The organism is Geomonas limicola (assembly GCF_014193675.1).
Classification (GTDB): Bacteria; Desulfobacterota; Desulfuromonadia; order Geobacterales; family Geobacteraceae; genus Geomonas; species Geomonas limicola.
The window spans coordinates 141,359-158,323 of the sequence record NZ_BLXZ01000002.1 but is presented as its reverse complement, the minus strand read 5'-3'; the positions used below and the strand labels follow the sequence as shown (position 1 = coordinate 158,323).

At 65.8% G+C, this 16,965-nt stretch carries 19 protein-coding genes; all 19 read left to right on the top strand.

The window, feature by feature from the left end; genetic code table 11:
• Positions 1 to 169: 169 nt before the first annotated feature.
• Positions 170 to 616, top strand: a complete 447-nt coding sequence (locus H7688_RS04540; RefSeq protein WP_183359881.1) for a C-GCAxxG-C-C family protein — start codon at positions 170 to 172, stop codon at positions 614 to 616.
• Between the two features lie 17 nt (positions 617 to 633).
• Positions 634 to 846 (top strand): YgaP family membrane protein, encoded by a 213-nt coding sequence (locus H7688_RS04535; RefSeq protein WP_183359880.1) that lies wholly within the window; start codon positions 634 to 636, stop codon positions 844 to 846.
• On the top strand, positions 843 to 1,673 hold the full coding sequence (locus tag H7688_RS04530; RefSeq protein WP_183359879.1) for an MBL fold metallo-hydrolase: 831 nt from the start codon (positions 843 to 845) through the stop codon (positions 1,671 to 1,673). The genes H7688_RS04535 and H7688_RS04530 overlap by 4 nt, the downstream gene beginning before the upstream one ends.
• A 5-nt stretch (positions 1,674 to 1,678) precedes the next feature.
• Entirely contained in the window at positions 1,679 to 2,071 is a 393-nt protein-coding gene (locus tag H7688_RS04525; RefSeq protein WP_183359878.1) for a rhodanese-like domain-containing protein, read from the top strand.
• A 242-nt stretch (positions 2,072 to 2,313) separates the two neighbouring features.
• On the top strand, positions 2,314 to 3,345 hold the full coding sequence (locus H7688_RS04520; RefSeq protein WP_183359877.1) for a sensor histidine kinase: 1,032 nt from the start codon (positions 2,314 to 2,316) through the stop codon (positions 3,343 to 3,345).
• A gap of 162 nt (positions 3,346 to 3,507) precedes the next feature.
• Complete coding sequence (locus tag H7688_RS04515) at positions 3,508 to 3,870, top strand: response regulator (protein ID WP_183353458.1); 363 nt, start codon at positions 3,508 to 3,510, stop codon at positions 3,868 to 3,870.
• The gene (locus H7688_RS04510; protein ID WP_371873159.1) at positions 3,867 to 4,376 is read left to right on the top strand and encodes a chemotaxis protein CheX; all 510 of its coding nucleotides are present in this window, start codon (positions 3,867 to 3,869) and stop codon (positions 4,374 to 4,376) included. Before H7688_RS04515 ends, H7688_RS04510 begins: the two co-directional genes overlap by 4 nt.
• A gap of 9 nt (positions 4,377 to 4,385) precedes the next feature.
• Entirely contained in the window at positions 4,386 to 5,417 is a 1,032-nt protein-coding gene (locus tag H7688_RS04505; protein ID WP_183359876.1) for a response regulator, read from the top strand.
• A 283-nt stretch (positions 5,418 to 5,700) separates the two neighbouring features.
• Positions 5,701 to 7,797: a tetratricopeptide repeat protein gene (locus H7688_RS22775; protein ID WP_183359875.1), complete on the top strand. Its 2,097-nt coding sequence runs from the start codon at positions 5,701 to 5,703 to the stop codon at positions 7,795 to 7,797.
• A 112-nt stretch (positions 7,798 to 7,909) separates the two neighbouring features.
• Positions 7,910 to 8,326 carry a flagellar basal body rod protein FlgB gene (flgB, locus tag H7688_RS04495; protein ID WP_183359874.1) on the top strand — a complete coding sequence of 139 codons (417 nt, stop codon included), beginning with the start codon at positions 7,910 to 7,912 and terminating at the stop codon, positions 8,324 to 8,326.
• Positions 8,327 to 8,761 carry a flagellar basal body rod protein FlgC gene (gene flgC, locus H7688_RS04490; RefSeq protein ID WP_183359873.1) on the top strand — a complete coding sequence of 145 codons (435 nt, stop codon included), beginning with the start codon at positions 8,327 to 8,329 and terminating at the stop codon, positions 8,759 to 8,761. It abuts the gene before it with no gap.
• A gap of 45 nt (positions 8,762 to 8,806) precedes the next feature.
• Entirely contained in the window at positions 8,807 to 9,109 is a 303-nt protein-coding gene (gene fliE, locus H7688_RS04485; protein WP_183359872.1) for a flagellar hook-basal body complex protein FliE, read from the top strand.
• A gap of 90 nt (positions 9,110 to 9,199) precedes the next feature.
• The gene (gene fliF / locus H7688_RS04480; protein ID WP_183359871.1) at positions 9,200 to 10,771 is read left to right on the top strand and encodes a flagellar basal-body MS-ring/collar protein FliF; all 1,572 of its coding nucleotides are present in this window, start codon (positions 9,200 to 9,202) and stop codon (positions 10,769 to 10,771) included.
• Between the two features lie 77 nt (positions 10,772 to 10,848).
• Positions 10,849 to 11,841, top strand: coding sequence for a flagellar motor switch protein FliG (gene fliG / locus H7688_RS04475; RefSeq protein ID WP_183359870.1), 993 nt, complete (start codon positions 10,849 to 10,851; stop codon positions 11,839 to 11,841).
• Positions 11,828 to 12,541: a FliH/SctL family protein gene (locus tag H7688_RS04470; protein WP_183359869.1), complete on the top strand. Its 714-nt coding sequence runs from the start codon at positions 11,828 to 11,830 to the stop codon at positions 12,539 to 12,541. Before fliG ends, H7688_RS04470 begins: the two co-directional genes overlap by 14 nt.
• Entirely contained in the window at positions 12,528 to 13,850 is a 1,323-nt protein-coding gene (locus H7688_RS04465) for a FliI/YscN family ATPase (RefSeq protein ID WP_183359868.1), read from the top strand. Before H7688_RS04470 ends, H7688_RS04465 begins: the two co-directional genes overlap by 14 nt.
• Before the next feature lie 41 nt (positions 13,851 to 13,891).
• Positions 13,892 to 14,338 (top strand): flagellar export protein FliJ, encoded by a 447-nt coding sequence (fliJ, locus tag H7688_RS04460; protein WP_183359867.1) that lies wholly within the window; start codon positions 13,892 to 13,894, stop codon positions 14,336 to 14,338.
• Positions 14,335 to 14,844, top strand: coding sequence for a MotE family protein (locus H7688_RS04455; RefSeq protein ID WP_246329708.1), 510 nt, complete (start codon positions 14,335 to 14,337; stop codon positions 14,842 to 14,844). Before fliJ ends, H7688_RS04455 begins: the two co-directional genes overlap by 4 nt.
• A gap of 118 nt (positions 14,845 to 14,962) precedes the next feature.
• Positions 14,963 to 16,948, top strand: coding sequence for a flagellar hook-length control protein FliK (locus H7688_RS04450; protein WP_183359866.1), 1,986 nt, complete (start codon positions 14,963 to 14,965; stop codon positions 16,946 to 16,948).
• The last annotated feature ends 17 nt before the right edge of the window (positions 16,949 to 16,965 follow it).

Genomic DNA, 16,965 nt, shown 5'->3' with positions numbered 1-16,965 from the left:
CGGCGGGAGGAGCGTTGGCTCCCGCATACCGGGCTACGAGCTGCCGGCCCCCTCCGGGAGGATTTTCATTGGGTTGCGGGGACCATTCTGCTACCCTCTACCGCTTGGACCCGCAGACAGGGTGACGCAGCACCGTTGAACCGTTGCTACAGAAAACTACGGAGGCTGGATGTTCTGGATGAAAAAAGAGACGCTTGAAAAAGAATTGGCGGCGGATGTCGCCTCGCAGGTGGCCGACCAGGCGGAAGGTTTCTACCGCTCCGGCAAGCTGCACTGCGCCGAGGCCGTGTTGGCCTCGGTCCGTGCGACCTTCGCACCGCAGCTCCCCGAAGAGGTGGTACAGATGGCGGCAGGCTTTGGCGGCGGCTCGGGCGCCGGCTGCATCTGCGGGGCGGTCTCGGGGGGGACCATGGCCCTGGGCCTGGTACTGGCCGGCGACAAGAAGACCGCGGCCACGCTGACCCGCGAACTGCACGGCTGGTTCAAGGACAACTACGGCGCCACCTGCTGCAAGACCCTCACGGTGCACGGCAAGAAAGGGTGCGTCAACCTGACCGCCACCACGGCAGGCAAGGTGGCAGAACTGCTGCTGGCCCAGGGCTTCGAGCCCAAGTAGCAAAAGGGAGGTAATCCATGTACGTCGACAGATGGCTGCGCCTGATCGCAGGAAGTTTCACGCTCATTTCCCTGGCCCTCGCCCACTACGTTGATCCCCGCTGGCTCTGGTTCACCGCCTTCATCGGGGCGAACCTCCTGCAGTCGGGCTTCACCAACTGGTGCCCGATGATGACCATCCTGGAGAAGCTCGGGGTGCCCAAGCAGCCGCAGCAGGGCTGCTGCAAGTGAACGGTCGGATCAGGATCCTCTGCGACAACACGGCGGGACCGCTCTCGGGGACCCTGGGGGAGCACGGCTTCGCGGCGCTGGTCGAGAAGGACGGCGAGTCGATCCTCTTCGACACCGGGGCGGGGCAGACGCTCTTGCACAACGCCCAGCGCATGAACCTGGACCTGAGGGAGGTGGGGCAGGTGATCCTCTCCCACGGGCACCACGACCACGCCGGCGGGCTCTGGCCGCTGTTGCAGAGCTGCGGCCCCAAAAAGGTGCAGGCCCACCCCGGCATCTTCACCCGGCGCTACGCCGTTCGCGAGGGGAGCGCTCGCTCGGTCGGCGTTCCCTACAGCGAGGAGTTCCTGGCCGGGCTGGGGGCGAGTTTCCACTACGCGGAGAGCTTCCGCCCGGTGGCACCGGGGATCTTCCTGACCGGCGAGGTCCCCCGCTCCACCGACTTCGAGCGCGGCGATGCGGGGCTCTTCTGCGACACCGCGGGGTGCTTCCCGGACCAGGTCCCCGACGACCAGTCCCTGGTCATCGTCACCGCCAAGGGACTCTTGCTCCTGCTGGGCTGCTGCCACGCCGGCGTGGTGAACACGGTTGAGTGGGCACGTAAAAAGACCGGGGTCTCCGAGGTCTACGGGATCGTCGGCGGCTGTCACCTGGCCTTTTGCGCGGAGTCCCAGCTGGAGGGGACCATCCGCACCCTGAAGAAGTACGGCCTTAAGAAGCTCTGCGCCGGGCACTGCACCGGTTTTGCCGCTTCGGCCCGCCTGGCACGTGAGTTCCCGGGGTTCCGCCCCGCTCACGTCGGCTATACCCTGGAATTCGAGGAGTAGATGTCATGAAATTGGCACATGGTCTGAAAACCGTACTGGTACTGGCGTTGCTCGTGCTGGTGACGGTGAGCGGCTTTGCCGCAGAGGCAAGAAACATCAGTTCTACCCAGGCCAAGGAGCTTTTGGCCCGCGACAAGAAGGTGCTGCTCGTCGACGTGCGGACCCCGGAGGAGTTCCGCATGGCCCGGCTGCGCGGGGCGAAGCTGATCCCGCTTTCCGAACTCCCCCAGCGGCTCAAGGAGCTGCCGCGCGACCGCCCGCTGCTGGTGTACTGCTCGGTCGGTGCCCGCTCCAGTTCGGCGGCGAACCTCCTGGTTTCGCGCGGCTACCGCGAGGTCTACCAGATCTCGGACGGCCTGGTCGGCTGGTACCGCAACGGCTACCCCATCGAGAAGTAACCGGCCACCTTATCGCGGCCGGCAGCTTCACCCGCCCCCTCTCCCCTCCCGTCAAGGGAGGGGGGCGCGCTCCAGCATCCGGCTTGACGGCACCCTTCCTACCCCTTTCCTCCCACGCCCAAACCTTCCATGAAAAAAATGTCACGTATTCGCTAAAAAACGCGTTACGACCCTCAAGCTCGTCCCGCCGGTTCCGATAAGGTAACCAGCACACGCAGCACGTCGGCTTCAGGGAGGGAGCAATGCACGCGGACGCAGACCAGAGAGCGCAGATGCTCCTGGAACAGATCGAGTCGGGAGTGGTACACCTGGATGCCGCGGGGACCCTGGCCTACCTGAACCGGCGGGCCGAGCAGATCCTCAAGGTGGCGCCGGGGGAATTCCTCGGCAAGCGCCTCGACATGCTCCCCTTGCGCACCCACATCTACCGGGTGCTCAGCGAGGAGTGCCACGACCATCCGGTGGAGGTGAGCATCGAGGGGACGGTGATCCTGGTTCGCGCGGCCCCCATCTTCGAGTCCGGGGAGTACCGCGGCGAGATCTTCGAGCTGCGCGACATCACCAGCGAAAAACGCGAACGCTGCCAGCGCGAGGAGTTCGTGGCGATGATGACCCACGACCTGAAATCCCCGCTCACCGTGATCATGGGGTACGTCCAGGCGCTTTTGGGGGAAGTCGGGGAGAAGATCGACCCCGCGCTGAACCTGTTCATCACCGAGATGGACAAGAGCGCCCTGAAGATGCTCTCCATGATCGAGGACGTCCTGGACGCCTACCGCCTGGAGGTGGGGCTCTTGCAGATCGACCGGCACCCCTGCAACGTGAGGTCGCTGCTGGAGAGCTGCTGCACCGACGGCGAGCGCGAGGCGGTGGTGCACGGCTCGCACTTCTCCAAGGAGATCGACCCGGATATCCCCTGGATCGAGCTGGACGGCAAGCAGATAGGCCGGGTATTTGCAAATCTCATCGGCAACGCGGTCAAGTTCACGCCGCGGCGCGGCAATATCCACCTCACGACCGCGCTCAGGGACGGGGCACTCCTGGTCGAGGTGAGCGACTCCGGCATCGGGATCCCCTCGGACGAGCTGCCGCGCATCTTCAACAAGTACTTCCGCTCCAGCGTGGCCCAGGGCTTCAAGGGGACCGGCCTGGGGCTCACCATCAGCAAGGCGATCGTGGAGGCCCACGGCGGGAGCATCAACGTGGAGAGCACGGTGGGCAAGGGGAGCCGCTTCTCGGTCTTCCTCCCGCTGGACGGCGCTACGCACCACTGATGACTAAAGTTTTACTCCCCGGAGCCGAAGAGGCCCGGTGAGTCGTACGACAGACCCGGCTGGGGCAGCCGCCCGCGCGCAGCGCTGCCCCGGGAGTTTTGAAAAAACGCCGTCGGCGCATAGACAACCAGTTACCAACACATACCAAGGAGGAGCAACAACATGGGCAACGTACTGATCGTGGACGATTCTTCGACGATGAGAAAGATCATCTCCCGCAGCCTGCGCCAGGCCGGCCTGCCGGTGGACGACATCTACGAGGCCGGCGACGGCATCGAGGGGCTCAGTACCATGGAAGGCAAGAGCATCAGCCTCATCCTGTCGGACATCAACATGCCCAACATGGACGGCCTGGAGTTCATCAAGTGCGTGCGCGCCAAAGGGGTCACCGTCCCGATCGTCATGATCACCACCGAGGGGGGCGAGGACATCCTCAAGGAGGCCATGAACAACGGCGCGAACGACAGCATCAAGAAGCCGTTTACCCCGGACCAGCTGAACGAGAAGCTGGGGAGCCTCTTATGATGGCCCTGAACCAGGAGATCGCCCAGGCGACGCAGCTGACCGAGGAGACTCTGGCCAGCTACGTCATCGACGCCACCAAGGAGGTGTTCGACACCATGGTGATGATGCCCCTGGAAGACTCCTACCCGCTCAAGGAGCCGGTCACCACCTTTCACTGCTCGGTTACCGGGATGGTGGGGCTGGCCGGCACCTACACGGGGATCCTCTCGATTCACTGTCCCAAGACCCTGGCCCTCAAGGTCACCTCGAACATGCTCGGCCTCGAGGTGGACGAGGTGGACGACGATGTGAACGACGCCCTGGGCGAGATCGCCAACATGCTCGGGGGGTACGTGAAGCAGATCCTCTCCAAGGGGGGGCTGGACATCAACCTCTCCATCCCGACCGTGATCGCCGGGGAGGATTACACCGTGAATTCGATGTCGGACAGTGACTGCGTGATCATCCCCTTTATCCACGAGGCGGAGCGTTTCCTGGTCGGGCTCAAGCTGCACAAGGAAAACTAGAAGGTACCCATGCCGGCATTTGAAAAGCTACAAGCGATGTTGGACGCCGCCATGAAGCAGGCGGGCGAAGAGAGCTCGATGCTCCTGGGGCAGAGCCTCACGGTGGGGGCGTCGGACATGCTCAACACCGACCGCAGGTCCTACTTCGGCGACGACGACGCGAACCCGGTCTACGTGGTAGGGGTGGAATCGCGCGAGGCCTACCCCGGGCGCTTCTACCTGGTCTTCGCCCTGTCCGACGCCATCGTGATGAGCTCCATCCTGCTCGGCATCCCGGGACCGCGCGTCGCCGAGAAACGCCGGCTCTGCATCCAGGAACCCGACGACGTCGACGCCTTCGGCGAGATCGCCAACCAGATCATCGGCTCCTTCAACTCGATCTTCCAGCCGATGCTCCCCGACAAGGTGCACCTAAAGCTCCTGGTCCCGGTGAAGCACGTGCCGGGGATGGACGAACTGACCGACGAGCTGCCGCTTCCCGACGCCCCCTACCTCATGTACCGCGCGCCGCTGGAGGTCCAGGGTCACGAGATGAACCGGCTGGACATCATGGTCCCACCCGAGCTCGCCAACCTCTTCGACCCGCAGCCCGAGCCTTCCGCGGAGGAAGCTGCCGCCGCCGAGTCAGCCGGCTCCGCCGCCGAGGATGCCGCGCCGGTCCAGGAAACGCACCAGCTCCCCGCCATCCTGGTCCTGGGAGACGACGAGGGGCGCCACTCGCTGGTCGCCGAGCTGAACCCGAACGGGGTCAACCTGATCGACGCCCCGCTCAACGCGGACCTGCACGGGCTTTTAGCCCAGGGGGACGTAAAGCTCGCCCTGGTGTCCCTGAAAAACACCGCCGACCGCGACCTCTCCATCTGCAACCGGGTGGTCCCCCTGGTGGGGCGCTCGGGGGGTGTGGTGCTCCTCATGGCGCCGCAGTGGACCCGCAACGCGGTATTGAAGGCGCTCAAGGCCGGCGTCAAGGGGATCCTGATGCCCCCGCTGGACCACGAGGAGCTCAACACCAAGGTCGAGCAGTTCCTGAAGGCAAGTTAGGGCGGCTACCCCGGCCGCCCCGCAGTGCTCCCCCCGCCCGTCTCTCCCTTTTTCCCCAGCATGCCGCCGCGCCTACACACCGCAGCGACGCCGAGCGGCGCTCTTGCGCCGGCCGTCAAAAAAACATCTCGTAGCGCACGCTTTTTTGACTGGGCGGGGGCCCGGTCCGTCGGGGACCCGGCCCAAAGCGCCTCTTTGCCCCCGAAAAGCGCTGAGACAGGGCCGCGACGGGGCGCCAGACGCTGTTCAAGGGTTGGGCACGCCTTTTGCCTAACCACCCCTCATGACCGCTTCCTTCCGCACACTTCGCTGGCGCCGGCAGCTCTGGCTCCTCGTCACCCTCGCCATCTGCGCCACCCCTGCGCTGGCGGGGGCCCAGGAGAAGAACCGGCTGTTACGCATCAAGGTGCAGCCGCACCACGGCTACACCCGGATCAACCTGGTCTTCCAGTCTCCGCCCGATTTCGCCCTGAACCGCGGGGTGAACCGGGTGCGCATCGAGGTGCACCAGGCCGACGCCCCGAGCTTCAAGAAGCTGCGCTCCTACGGCGACGCCAACGTCTCCGGCATCTACTGTTCCTCGCGCGAGGGGTGGCTCCAGGTCACCGTGCCGACCCGGCAGCCCAACGCCGGGGTGGAACTCATCGATTTCATCACCCCCAACGTGCTCTCCCTCGACGTGGGGCCGGCCCTGAAGCGCACCCCCCGCGCCGACATCGCCCCGGGACGCGAGCCGATCCTCGCCGGCATCGAGCAGTTCGTGCGCGACTTCGGCACCGCCCCCCCCTCCGCGCTCCCCTTCGTCCCCACCGATATAAAGACCCTGAAGCGCTTTCTCCCGGACAACGAGGTGGACCTGTTCCAGCGTGCCGAGGGGGCCCTCTACAAGGAGCAGGGGAGCGAGGCCTTGGAGCTTTTCGGGTACTTCGCCAACAAGGCCCCGGCGCTGAAGGCGCTGGCCGGGTTCCGCAGCGCCCAGGCGTTTTACGTGATGGAGCGCTACGACGAGGCGCTCAAGGCCTACAACGCCGCGGCGGCGCTCTGGCCCGAGTACCCCGAGCAGGCCCCGGAACTGCTGCAGACGCTCGCCGACCTGAAGGCCAAAAACGGCGACTTCAAGGGGGGGCGGGCGCTCTTTTTAAGGCTCATCGAGCGTTTTTCCGGCACCGCCTACAGCGGCCCCTTGATGAACCGGCTGGCCGACCTGACCGCGCGCCACGGCGACACGAGCGCCGCTCTGGAAATCTACCGCTCGGTGGTGGTCCACGCCGCAGGCACCCCCGCCGCCGAGCGGGCCCGCATGAAGCTCGTGGACCGCGACCTGTTCCGCATCTCCCGGGACCGCTACCAGGAACTCCTGGAGAAGTACCAGCGGATCTACGCCGCCCCCTGCGACTTCACCCTGCGCGACGAGGCGCTCTTCAAGATCGCCCTGATGCAGGGGCTCTACGGCCCGGCCCGGGCGGGGCTCGACGCCTCGATCGAGTACCAGCGGCGCTACCCGCGCGGCATCTTCTCCACCATCGTCAAGAAGATGCGCGAGGAGCTCTTGCTCCCGGTGTACCGCGAGGTCTACGCCGGGCACCGCGACCAGGCCCTGGTGCAGCTCGCCCTGGAGAACAAGGAGTACCTGACCCGCTGCCTGGCCGACCCCGAGTTCGCCCCCCGGGTCGCCGAGGCCTGCCGCAAGGCCGGGCAGCTGGCCCAGGAGCTCACCCTGTTCGGCTACCTGGTGGACCGCAGCTGGGCCGCCGGCAGCGCCCCCTTCATGCTGGCGCGCCTGGTCGAGGACGCCCTCGCCCTGGGGAACCTTTCCCTGGCCCAGTCGAGCGCCCAGGGGTTCCTGACCCGGTTCCCCAAGGACCCGCGTACCCAGCGCATGCACGAGCTTTTGGGGCGCATCGCCTTCGAACAGGGGGACCTGAAACGGGTCAGCGCGGAGCTCTCCTTCCTGAACCAGAAGGGGCGCCAGGCGCAGCTTTCGGAGAGTAACTACTACCTGGCCAAGGCGTGCGCCGCCGCGGGGGACCATCCGGGCGCCGAGAGGGCGCTCACCCGCTTCCTCTCCGCCCCCCCCGAGAAGAGCCCGCTTTTGGCCGACGGCTACCTCACCCTGGCAGGGGCGTGCGCGAGCCTCAAGGAGTACCCGGAGGCGCTCGCCGCCTACCGCGGGGGGCTCAAGGTGGCCAGCGGCGAGAGTGCCGACCAGATGCGCTACAAGATGGGGGAGATCTACCTGCAGCTCAAGATGATCCGCGAGGCCAAGGGGACCTGGGACGAACTCGTCAAAAAGAACCCCAGCGGCACCTGGGGGAAACTGGCCGCCGAGTCGCTCGCCGACCTCGCCTGGCGTCTGAAAATCGCCGGGGAGCTCCCCTGAGCTGTCAAAAACCTGACTCGGACCGGCGGGAAGCGCCCATTTACGGGGCTTCGCCCGCTGGTACGGCTTTTGCTGATGCTGGCTGTGCAGTCTCATGCAAGGAGGAAACAGCATGCCCGTCAACGGAATTTTCGGGACCACGGTCGATCTTCTCGGGAAGACCCTGGACCTCAGGGTCAAGCGCCAGGGGCTGATCGCCGCCAACCTGGCCAACGCCGAGACCCCCAACTACACCCCCACGGACCTCAAGTTCGAAGACGAGCTGAAGAGCGCCCTCAAGAAAGGTGGGAAACCGGCGACCACCCACCCGCGCCACATCCCGCTCAAGGGTGCGAGCGCGCGCCTCGAGGTGGTGACCGGCCAGGTGGTCGAGGTGCCGGACAAGGCACCGAGTGCCGACGGCAACGGCGTGGAGCTGGAAAGCGAGATGGGCAAGATGGCGGAGAACCAGATCATGTACAACGCCTCGGTCCAGCTCCTGACCAAGAAATTCGAGATGATGAAGCAGGCAATCAGGGGGAGCATCTAAATGGATTTCTTTTCTTCTATGGACATCAGCGCCTCGGCTTTGAGCGCCGAGCGCACCAGGATCAACCTGATCTCCAGCAACCTCGCCAACGTGAACTCGACCCGCACGGCCGAAGGTGGCCCCTACAAGCGCAAGGACGCGGTCTTCAGTGCGACCGCGGCCCAGAAGGGCTCCTTCGGTGCCGCCCTGAACCAGGCCAGCCAGGCCAGGAAGGTCGAGGTCAGCCAGGTCCGCGAGGACCAGAACCCGCCGCGCCTGCAGTACGAACCGTCCCACCCGGACGCCGACGCCGCCGGCTACGTCGCCTACCCCAACATCAACGTGGTTGAGGAGATGACGGACATGGTCTCCGCGACCCGCAGCTACGAGGCCAACGTGACCGCGGCCCAGGCCGCCAAGGCGATGGCGCTGAAGACCCTGGAACTGGGTCGCTAGCCAGCCCGACATCCAACGAACTAACCGTTTCTCAAGGAGCATCTCATGGAAATCACTGCCATCTCAGGCATCTCTGGCGGTCTGTCCCAGGCCTTTCCGGTCCAGGAAAAAGCAGCCCAGAACCCGGTCAACGAGTTCGGTGACCTCCTCTCCAAGATGGCCGGCAAGGTAAACGACCTGCAAAACGGCGCGGACAAGTCGATCCAGTCGCTGGCCACCGGCGAGAGCAAGGGGCTGCACGAGGTGATGCTGGCGGTCGAAAAGGCCAGCGTCTCCTTCCAGATGCTCACCCAGGTGCGCAACAAGGCGCTGGAAGCCTACCAGGAAATCATGAGGATGCCGGTCTAACCGGATGTGAAGGGCGTCGCGGGCGGGTAACACCGCCCAAAAAGCCTCTGCACGCCCCTTTGGGGGGCGCGATTTTGAGACGGGGAAGCCATGCCGGAAGGCCTTAAAAAACTACTGGAACCTGTTCTTGCCCTGAGCACCGGGAAGCGGCTCGTCGTGGGCGCGGTGGCGCTGGTGTCGCTGCTTGCCTTCGCGGCGCTCATCACCGTGGCCAACAAGACCGACTACCGCCCCCTCTTCGCCAACCTGACCAGCGAGGATGCCGGGGAGATCGTCAAAAAGTTGAAGGAGCAGAAGGTCCCCTACCAGATCACCGACGACGGCAAGGCGGTCCTGGTCCCCTCCGACAAGGTACACGAACTGCGGCTCTCGCTCGCCAGCGAAGGGCTCCCCCAGGGGGGGGGCGTCGGCTTCGAGATCTTCGACCGCAAGAACTTCGGCATGACCGAGTTCGTGCAGAAGCTCAACTACCAGCGCGCCCTGCAGGGCGAACTCTCCCGCACCATCTCGCAGATCGCCGGGGTCGAGTCGGCCCGGGTGCACCTCGCGCTCCCCGAAAAGACCCTGTTCAAGGACTCCGAAAAACCGGCCACCGCCTCGGTGGTCTTGAAGATGCGCTCCAACCGCACCCTGCGCGAGGGTGAGGTGAACGGCGTGGTGCACCTGGTGGCCTCCTCCATCGAGGGGATGGACCCGGAGCACGTGACCGTGATGGACAGCCGCGGCAAGGTGCTCAGCAAGAACTCGACCGGCGACGCCACCTCCAAGCTCTCCGGCGCCCGCCAGGAGACCCAGCTCGCCTTCGAGAGGACCGAAGAGGAGAAGCTGCAGAGCCTGCTCGACAAGGTGGTGGGGAGCGGCAAGTCGGTGGCCCGCGTCTCGGCGGCCTTCGACTTCAAGCAGGTCGAGAAGTACGAGGAGCGCTACGACCCGGAAAGCGCCGCGGTCCGAAGCGAGCAGAGAAGCGAGGAGAAGGGGAGCACCACCACCACGGCCAGCGGCGTGCCGGGGGTGCAGTCCAACCTGAACCGCCAGAACGCCCCCGGCAACACCAGCACCCAGGGGGGGGGCTCCAAGAGCGACGAGACCCTGAACTACGAGGTGAGCCGCTCCACCGCGCGCATCATCGAACCGGTGGGGAGCCTCTCCAAGGTGTCGGTGGCCATCCTGGTGGACGGCAAGTACGAACTCGCCCCGGGCGCCAAGCCCGATGCCAAGCCGAAGTACCAGCCGAGGAGCCCGGAAGAGCTGCAGAAGATCGAGGCCCTGGTGAAGAGCGCCGTCGGCTTCAACGCCGAGCGCGGCGACCAGGTCACCGTGGCCAACATCCCCTTCCAGGAGACCGGCGACGGTCCCGCCGAGGGTCCCAAGTGGTGGGATGCCCCGATCCTGCAGGCGCTTTTGAAGAACGGCCTGATCGCCGCCGGGTTCCTGGCGCTGCTCATGTTCGTGATCCGGCCGCTGCTGAAGATCCTCAAGGCCGAGGTGCGCCCCACCAGTCTGACGCCGGTCCCGGATGCCGAGGCGGTGCGGATGATCGAGGAAGCCAAGCGCGAGCAGGAGGCGATGCGGGTCACCCAGCTCGAGCTGGTCGACAAGGTGAAGCAGGATCCCTATCAGGCCGCGCAGATCCTGCAGAACTGGCTTACCCACAAAGAGTAGGTCAGTTCCGGCGCCCCGACGCTCCCCTGACGAATTTTTGACACACCCGCGTACCACGCGGAACTAGAGGTGCTGCAATGACTGGAGCGGAGAAAGCCGCTGTACTCCTTCTCTACCTGGGCCCCGAGGCGACGGCCAAGGTATTCGGGCATATGGAGGACACCGACATCAAGAAGATCAGCCAGAGCATGGCCCGGCTGGGTCATGTCTCGCGCGAAGAGATCTCCAATGTTGTCGCCGAGTTCACCGATATCACCAACCCCGAAACCGGCTTCTTCTCGCAGGGCGAGGAGTTCGTCAAGAAGATCCTCGAGAAGGCGCTGGGCCCCTTGCGCGCCGAGACCCTGTTGAACGAGATCCGCACCTCGGGGATCGGGGACATGACGGAGCTCCTCTCCACCATGGACCCGCGCACCATCGCGAACTTCTTCTCCCAGGAACACCCCCAGACCATCGCCGTCATCCTTGCCAAATTGAAACCCAAGCAGACCAGCGAGATCATCTCCCTGTTGCCGCAGGAGCTGCAGGCCGAGGTGGTGATCCGCATCGCCGAGGTCGACCAGGTCTCGCCGGACATCTTGGCCGAGATCGACGAGGTGATCCGGGTGGAACTGACCGCCCTGGGCGGCATCCAGCGCTTCAAGGTGGGCGGCGTCGAGAAGGTGGTGGACATGTTCGCGCATCTGGACAGAAGCCGCGAGAAGAAGATCCTCGACAAGCTCGACACCATGAACCCGCCTCTGGCCGAGGTGATCAGGAAGCACCTGTTCACCTTCGAGGACATCTTCAAGCTCGACGACCGCGCGATCCAGGGGATCATGCGCGAGGTGTCCAACGACACCCTGACGCTCGCCATGAAGACCTCGCCGGACGAGGTGAAGGAGAAGATCTTCCGCAACATCTCGAGCCGCGCGGCGGAGATGATCAAGGAGGACCTCGAGGTCATGGGGCCGGTGCGCCTCTCCGACGTGGAGAAGGCCCAGTCCGAGATCATCAAGATCGTCCGGAAGATGGAGGAAGAGGGGAAGGTGGTCATCGCGGGCCGCGGGGCGGAAGATGTCCTCGTCTAGGATCCTCAGGGGGAGCTTCGACTCCCAGCAGAGCTTCACCCTCGCCCCGCTGGGCGAGCAGGTGTCGACCCCCGAGCCGGACGTGTTCCGCCCGGTGAGCCTGGGCGAGCCCGAGCCCCAGCCCGAGGTCGAGGAGGCGCTGGAGTACCTGGCGCCCCCGTCGATCCCCGAGGAGGAGGCGGTGCGGCGCATCCAGCAGGCCCACGCCGAGGGGCTCAAGGAGGGGAGGCGCCAGGCCGACGAGCAGTTCGCCCGGGTGAGCGAGGCCCTGGGGCAGGCGCTTTTGGCGACCGGCACCCTGCGCAGCCGGCTCATGCAGGAGGCCGAAGAGGACCTCTTGAAGCTTTCGGTGCAGATCGCCCGGACCATCATGCAGCGCGAGCTCGCCTGCGATCCCTGGATCCTGGCCCAGGTGGTGCACCACGCGGTGGAAACCGCGGCCGACGGCGGCGAGATGGTGGTGCGCCTTAACCCCGACGACTACCAGATGGTGGCCCGGCGCCCCGAGTTCGCGGTGGCCCCGGGGGAGAAGCGCAAGGTGATCCTCAAGGAAGACCCTGCCATCCCGGGTGCGGGATGCCTGGTGGAGACCGGGCGCGGCACCCTGGATGCGGGGCTTGCCGCCCAGCTGGACGAGATCTACCGCCGCCTGTGCGAGGAGAAGTGCACCCGGCGCGCAGGAGGTAATGGTGGGGATTGACCTGGCGCGCTACCTCCCGATCGTGCAAAACGCGAAACCGGTCCGCTTCCACGGCAAGGTGACCCAGGTGGTCGGCCTGGTGATCGAGGGGTTCTGCCCCGAGACCGCGGTGGGAAGCCTGTGCGAGGTGCACTCCGAGGGGGCCGATCCGATACCCGCCGAGGTGGTGGGCTTTCGCGACAACAAGACGCTCCTCATGCCCCTGGGCGAATTGCGCGGGGTGGGGCTTGGGAGCCTCATCTCGGTGAGGCGCGAGAAGGCGGCACTCGGGGTGGGACCGGAGCTTCTGGGCCGGGTCATCGACGGCCTGGGCGCCCCCATCGACGGCAAGGGGCCGATCGCCATCGCCGACGAGTACCCGATCTACGCGGCGCCGGTGAACCCGATGCTCAGACGTCCGATCCGCAAGTCGCTGGATCTCGGGATCCGGGCCATCAACGGGCTTTTGACCTGCGGCGAGGGGCAGCGCGTCGGCATCATGGCGGGCTCCGGGGTCGGTAAATCGACCACCCTCGGCATGATCGCCCGCTACACCGAGGCCGACGTCAACGTGATCGCCCTCATCGGCGAGCGCGGCCGCGAGCTGAGGGAGTTCATCGAGAAGGACCTGCAGCAGGAAGGTCTCGACAAGTCGGTCGTGGTGGTCGCCACCTCGGACCAGCCTCCGCTCGTCAGGATGCGCGGCGCCTACATCGCCACCACCATCGCGGAGTACTTCCAGGCCCAGGGGAAGAAGGTCTTATTGATGATGGACTCGGCCACCCGCTTCGCCATGGCGATGCGCGAGGTGGGGCTGGCGATCGGCGAGCCTCCCACCACCAAGGGGTACACCCCGAGCGTGTTCGCCTCGCTCCCGAGGCTTTTGGAGCGCACCGGCAACTTCCCGGGGGGGTCGATCACCGGGCTCTACACGGTTCTCGTCGAGGGGGACGACTTCAACGAGCCGATCTCGGACGCCATGCGCAGCATCCTGGACGGGCACATCATCCTCTCCCGGGAGCTCGCGGCGCGCAACATCTACCCCCCCATCGACCTCTTGAACAGCGCAAGCCGCGTGATGTCCGACGTCACGACGCAGGAGCACCGCAAGCTGGCCGGGCAGTTCAAGGAGGTCCTGGCGGCCTACCGGCAGGCCGAGGACATGATCAACATCGGGGCCTACAAGGCGGGGAGCAACCCCAAGATCGACTACGCCATCGCCAAGATGGACCAGATGATCGCCTTCATGAAGCAGGACATCTCCGACGCGGTGAGCGTCGAGACATCGCTGGCCGCTCTGGCCGAGATCTTCGAAGGGTACCAGAGCTGACGGCACCGGGAAGCAGGCGATAGTACCAGGAGGGAGGCAGTATGGCAGGACAACCCGAATTCCGGCTTGAGCAGGTCCTCAAGTTTCGCAAGGAAGTGGAGAAGATGCACCAGCTGGAGCTGGCGCAGGCCCGGCAGCAGCACGACAACGCCCGCGAGCGGCTGAACCGCGAGAAGAGCGCCCTGAAGGCCCTGGAGCAGGAGTTCTGCGAGCGCCAGGCGGAGGGGATCGAGGCCAAGGACCTGCAGCTCTACGGCGACTTCACCATGCGCAAGACCCAGGAGATCCACGCGATCCGCGACTCGCTGCCGCTTTTGGAGAAGGCGGTGCAGGAGCGGCGCGAGGCGCTCTTGGTGGCGGCCAAGGAGAAGAAGGCCCTCGAGGTCTACAAGGAGAAGAAGCTCAAGGACCTGCGCCTGGAGCAGCTCACCCGCGAGCGCGCCTTTTTGGACGAGGTCGCGGTGCAGAGCAGGGGAGGCCAGCAGTGAAAAAGAGCGTGCTCACCCTTTTGACCGCCGCCGGGATTTTGACCTGGTTCGCACCGGGTCCTTTCGAGCTCCGGGCCGGCGCGAGCGAGGCGGTGCAGCGTGGTGCCGCGGCCGGCGGGGCTGCCGGCGAGGTCCAGGCCCTGGAGGCCCGGCGCCAGCAGCTTGTCGAGAAGGAGGCCCAGTTGAAGGCGAAGGAGGAGGCGCTCAAGAAGCTCTCCGCCACCCTGGACACCCGGGTCGCCGAGCTGAACGCCGCCAAGAAGGGGCTGGAAGGTGCGCTGGTCGCCAAGAAGAAGCAGGAAGACGAGCGCTACAAGAAGATGATCAAGATCTACAAGTCCCTAAAGCCCGACGAGGCGGGGACGCTCTTGAACAAGCTCGACGAGAAGATGCTCATCGAGATGCTCAACCAGATGGACCAGAAGACGGTGGTGAAGCTGATCCCGTTCATCACCCAGCCCAAGGTCCTCGAGTGGACCCGCCTCACCCTGCGCGGCAGGGAGTAGGGGGAGCAGGGGAATCTGGCTAAGAAGTTGCAGTACCCCCCTTTACACACCGTTTCGCGTCAAAACTTCGACGCGGCGTTTATGCAGTCCATGTCGGAAAAAGAGGAGGTGAGAAAGCATGCAGATGATAGCAAACGTAGTAATGCCAGACGTAGCACCCGCAGTACCCCAGATGGTGAAGGGGGGAGCTGCGGCAGCGGCGGACGGGACCGGTTCCTTCGCGCAGCTTTTGCAGGGGAGCCAGCAAAACCGTGCCGATGCGGGCCAGACGGCCGACGCGCAGGGCGGGGATGCGGCGGCGAAGGGGATCCTCCTGAAGCTCGCCACTGCCTACGGTACCACGGCGAACGCCGGCGGCACCCAGGCGGCGGACTCCCAGAAAACGGCGGAAGAGCAGCAAACCGCAGCACTCCTCTCCGGCACCGAGGCCCTGGCGCAGGAACTCGAGGGGGCCCTTGCGGGGGAGGCAACGCCAGCCAAGGGTGGCACGGCCGGCCTGGACGCGGCGCTGCGCGCTGCACTGCGCACCGGCTTGGCGGCCCAAGCGCACCGGCAGGACGCGGCAACCGTTCCGCAGCAGATCCCGGCTAACCCGACGGCAGCAGTACTGCCGGCACCCCTTCCCGCAGCCGGAGAGGCAGCAGAGCACCAGGCAGTAGAGCCGGCTGCCGACCAGCAGGACCAGGCAACTGGGCAGGACCCGGCGTCGCTCACCCAGGCGGCGCAGCAGCAGATGGCACAAGCCTTACTGGCGGCAATGGCCCAGCCGGCCACCCCGGTAACGGCGGCGCAACCGGACGCGCCGTCGGCGACAGCCAAGGCTGCAGCAGCACCAGAAGTTGCCGCAGCTGCGGCAGCACCGCTTCACCAGGAAGGAAACGCCCCGGCGGAAGGTTCCGCCACGCAGACCCAGGCGGCGGCGCTTGTCCTGCCGACCCTGGCAAGCAGCCACGAGGCACCGGCACTTCAGCCGGCACCCCCCGCGGCAGTGGCCCCGGCAGCAGTCCCGGCAGCAGTCCCGGTGGCCGAGACGGCCCAACCGGTCAACAAGGCCGGAGAGCCGGAGAAACTCACGGTAGTAAAAGAGCAGGCGGCAACGGACAGCACGGCGCTCGACGCCCTGCGCGCTGCCGGCCCCGAAGTGCACCCGGAGGTGACGCAGAACGCGGAACCCGCGGGCACCACAGTTCCCGCCAAGACCGGCGCTCCAGAACAGGAGCCGCAATTGGCAACGGCTTCGCAGAGGCAGGCAGGCGCCGCTGCGCAGACGAGCAGCAGCTCTTCCCAGGTCACGGTGCAGGAGGTGGTCCCGCAGGCGGCTTCGGCTGCCGAAAAGGCGACTCCGGCCGACCCGAAGAGTGCACGAGCAGCCCAGGCCTTCCACGGCACCTACTCCGAACTGCGCGGCGCGGCGGAACGCACCGCCACCCAGCAGGAGGCCCCGGTGCAGGAAGCGAGCGTCAGCGGCAGCGCGGCCCCGGCGGCGCGTTTCACCGCATTCCAGGGCTCCCCGGCCGGCCAGGATGGCTTCGCCGAAAACAAGCAGCAGGGAGAGGCTGAGCAGAAGGCTCAGGTGAACCAGAACGCCCAGGCCCAGCTTGCCGGCTTCACCCTGAAGCCCGAGAGCGCCGGCGAGGCCCAGGTCGCAGCCGAGACCAAACCGACCCACCTGAAGGATCTGCACGAGAGCATCCTGTCCCAGATCAAGGACGGCGTGGTGACCCACGACGGCAAGGGGAACGGCGAGCTCAGCATCAGGCTCAACCCGGGCGAACTGGGCGAGCTGAAGATCCAGGTCCGCATGGAGGACAACCGGGTCAGGGTCGAGGTGCAGGCCGACAACAAGATGGTGAAGGACCTCCTGATGAGCAACCTGGACAGCCTGAAGGATTCCTTGACCAGCAAGAACTTCACCATGGAAGGGTTCGACGTCTCCACCGGGGGCGGCTTCAACTCCCCGCTCCAGCAGCAACAGGGCGACGCGCAGCAGCAGCGCGCCTGGTTCAAGTCGGCACGTGCCGGCGGCTACGGCGGCGAGGCGGAGACCACGCGGGTGAATTACGTGACCGAAGAGGTCAACAACCTGCTCGACGTGAGGTTCTAACCTAAAGGAGGCAGCAC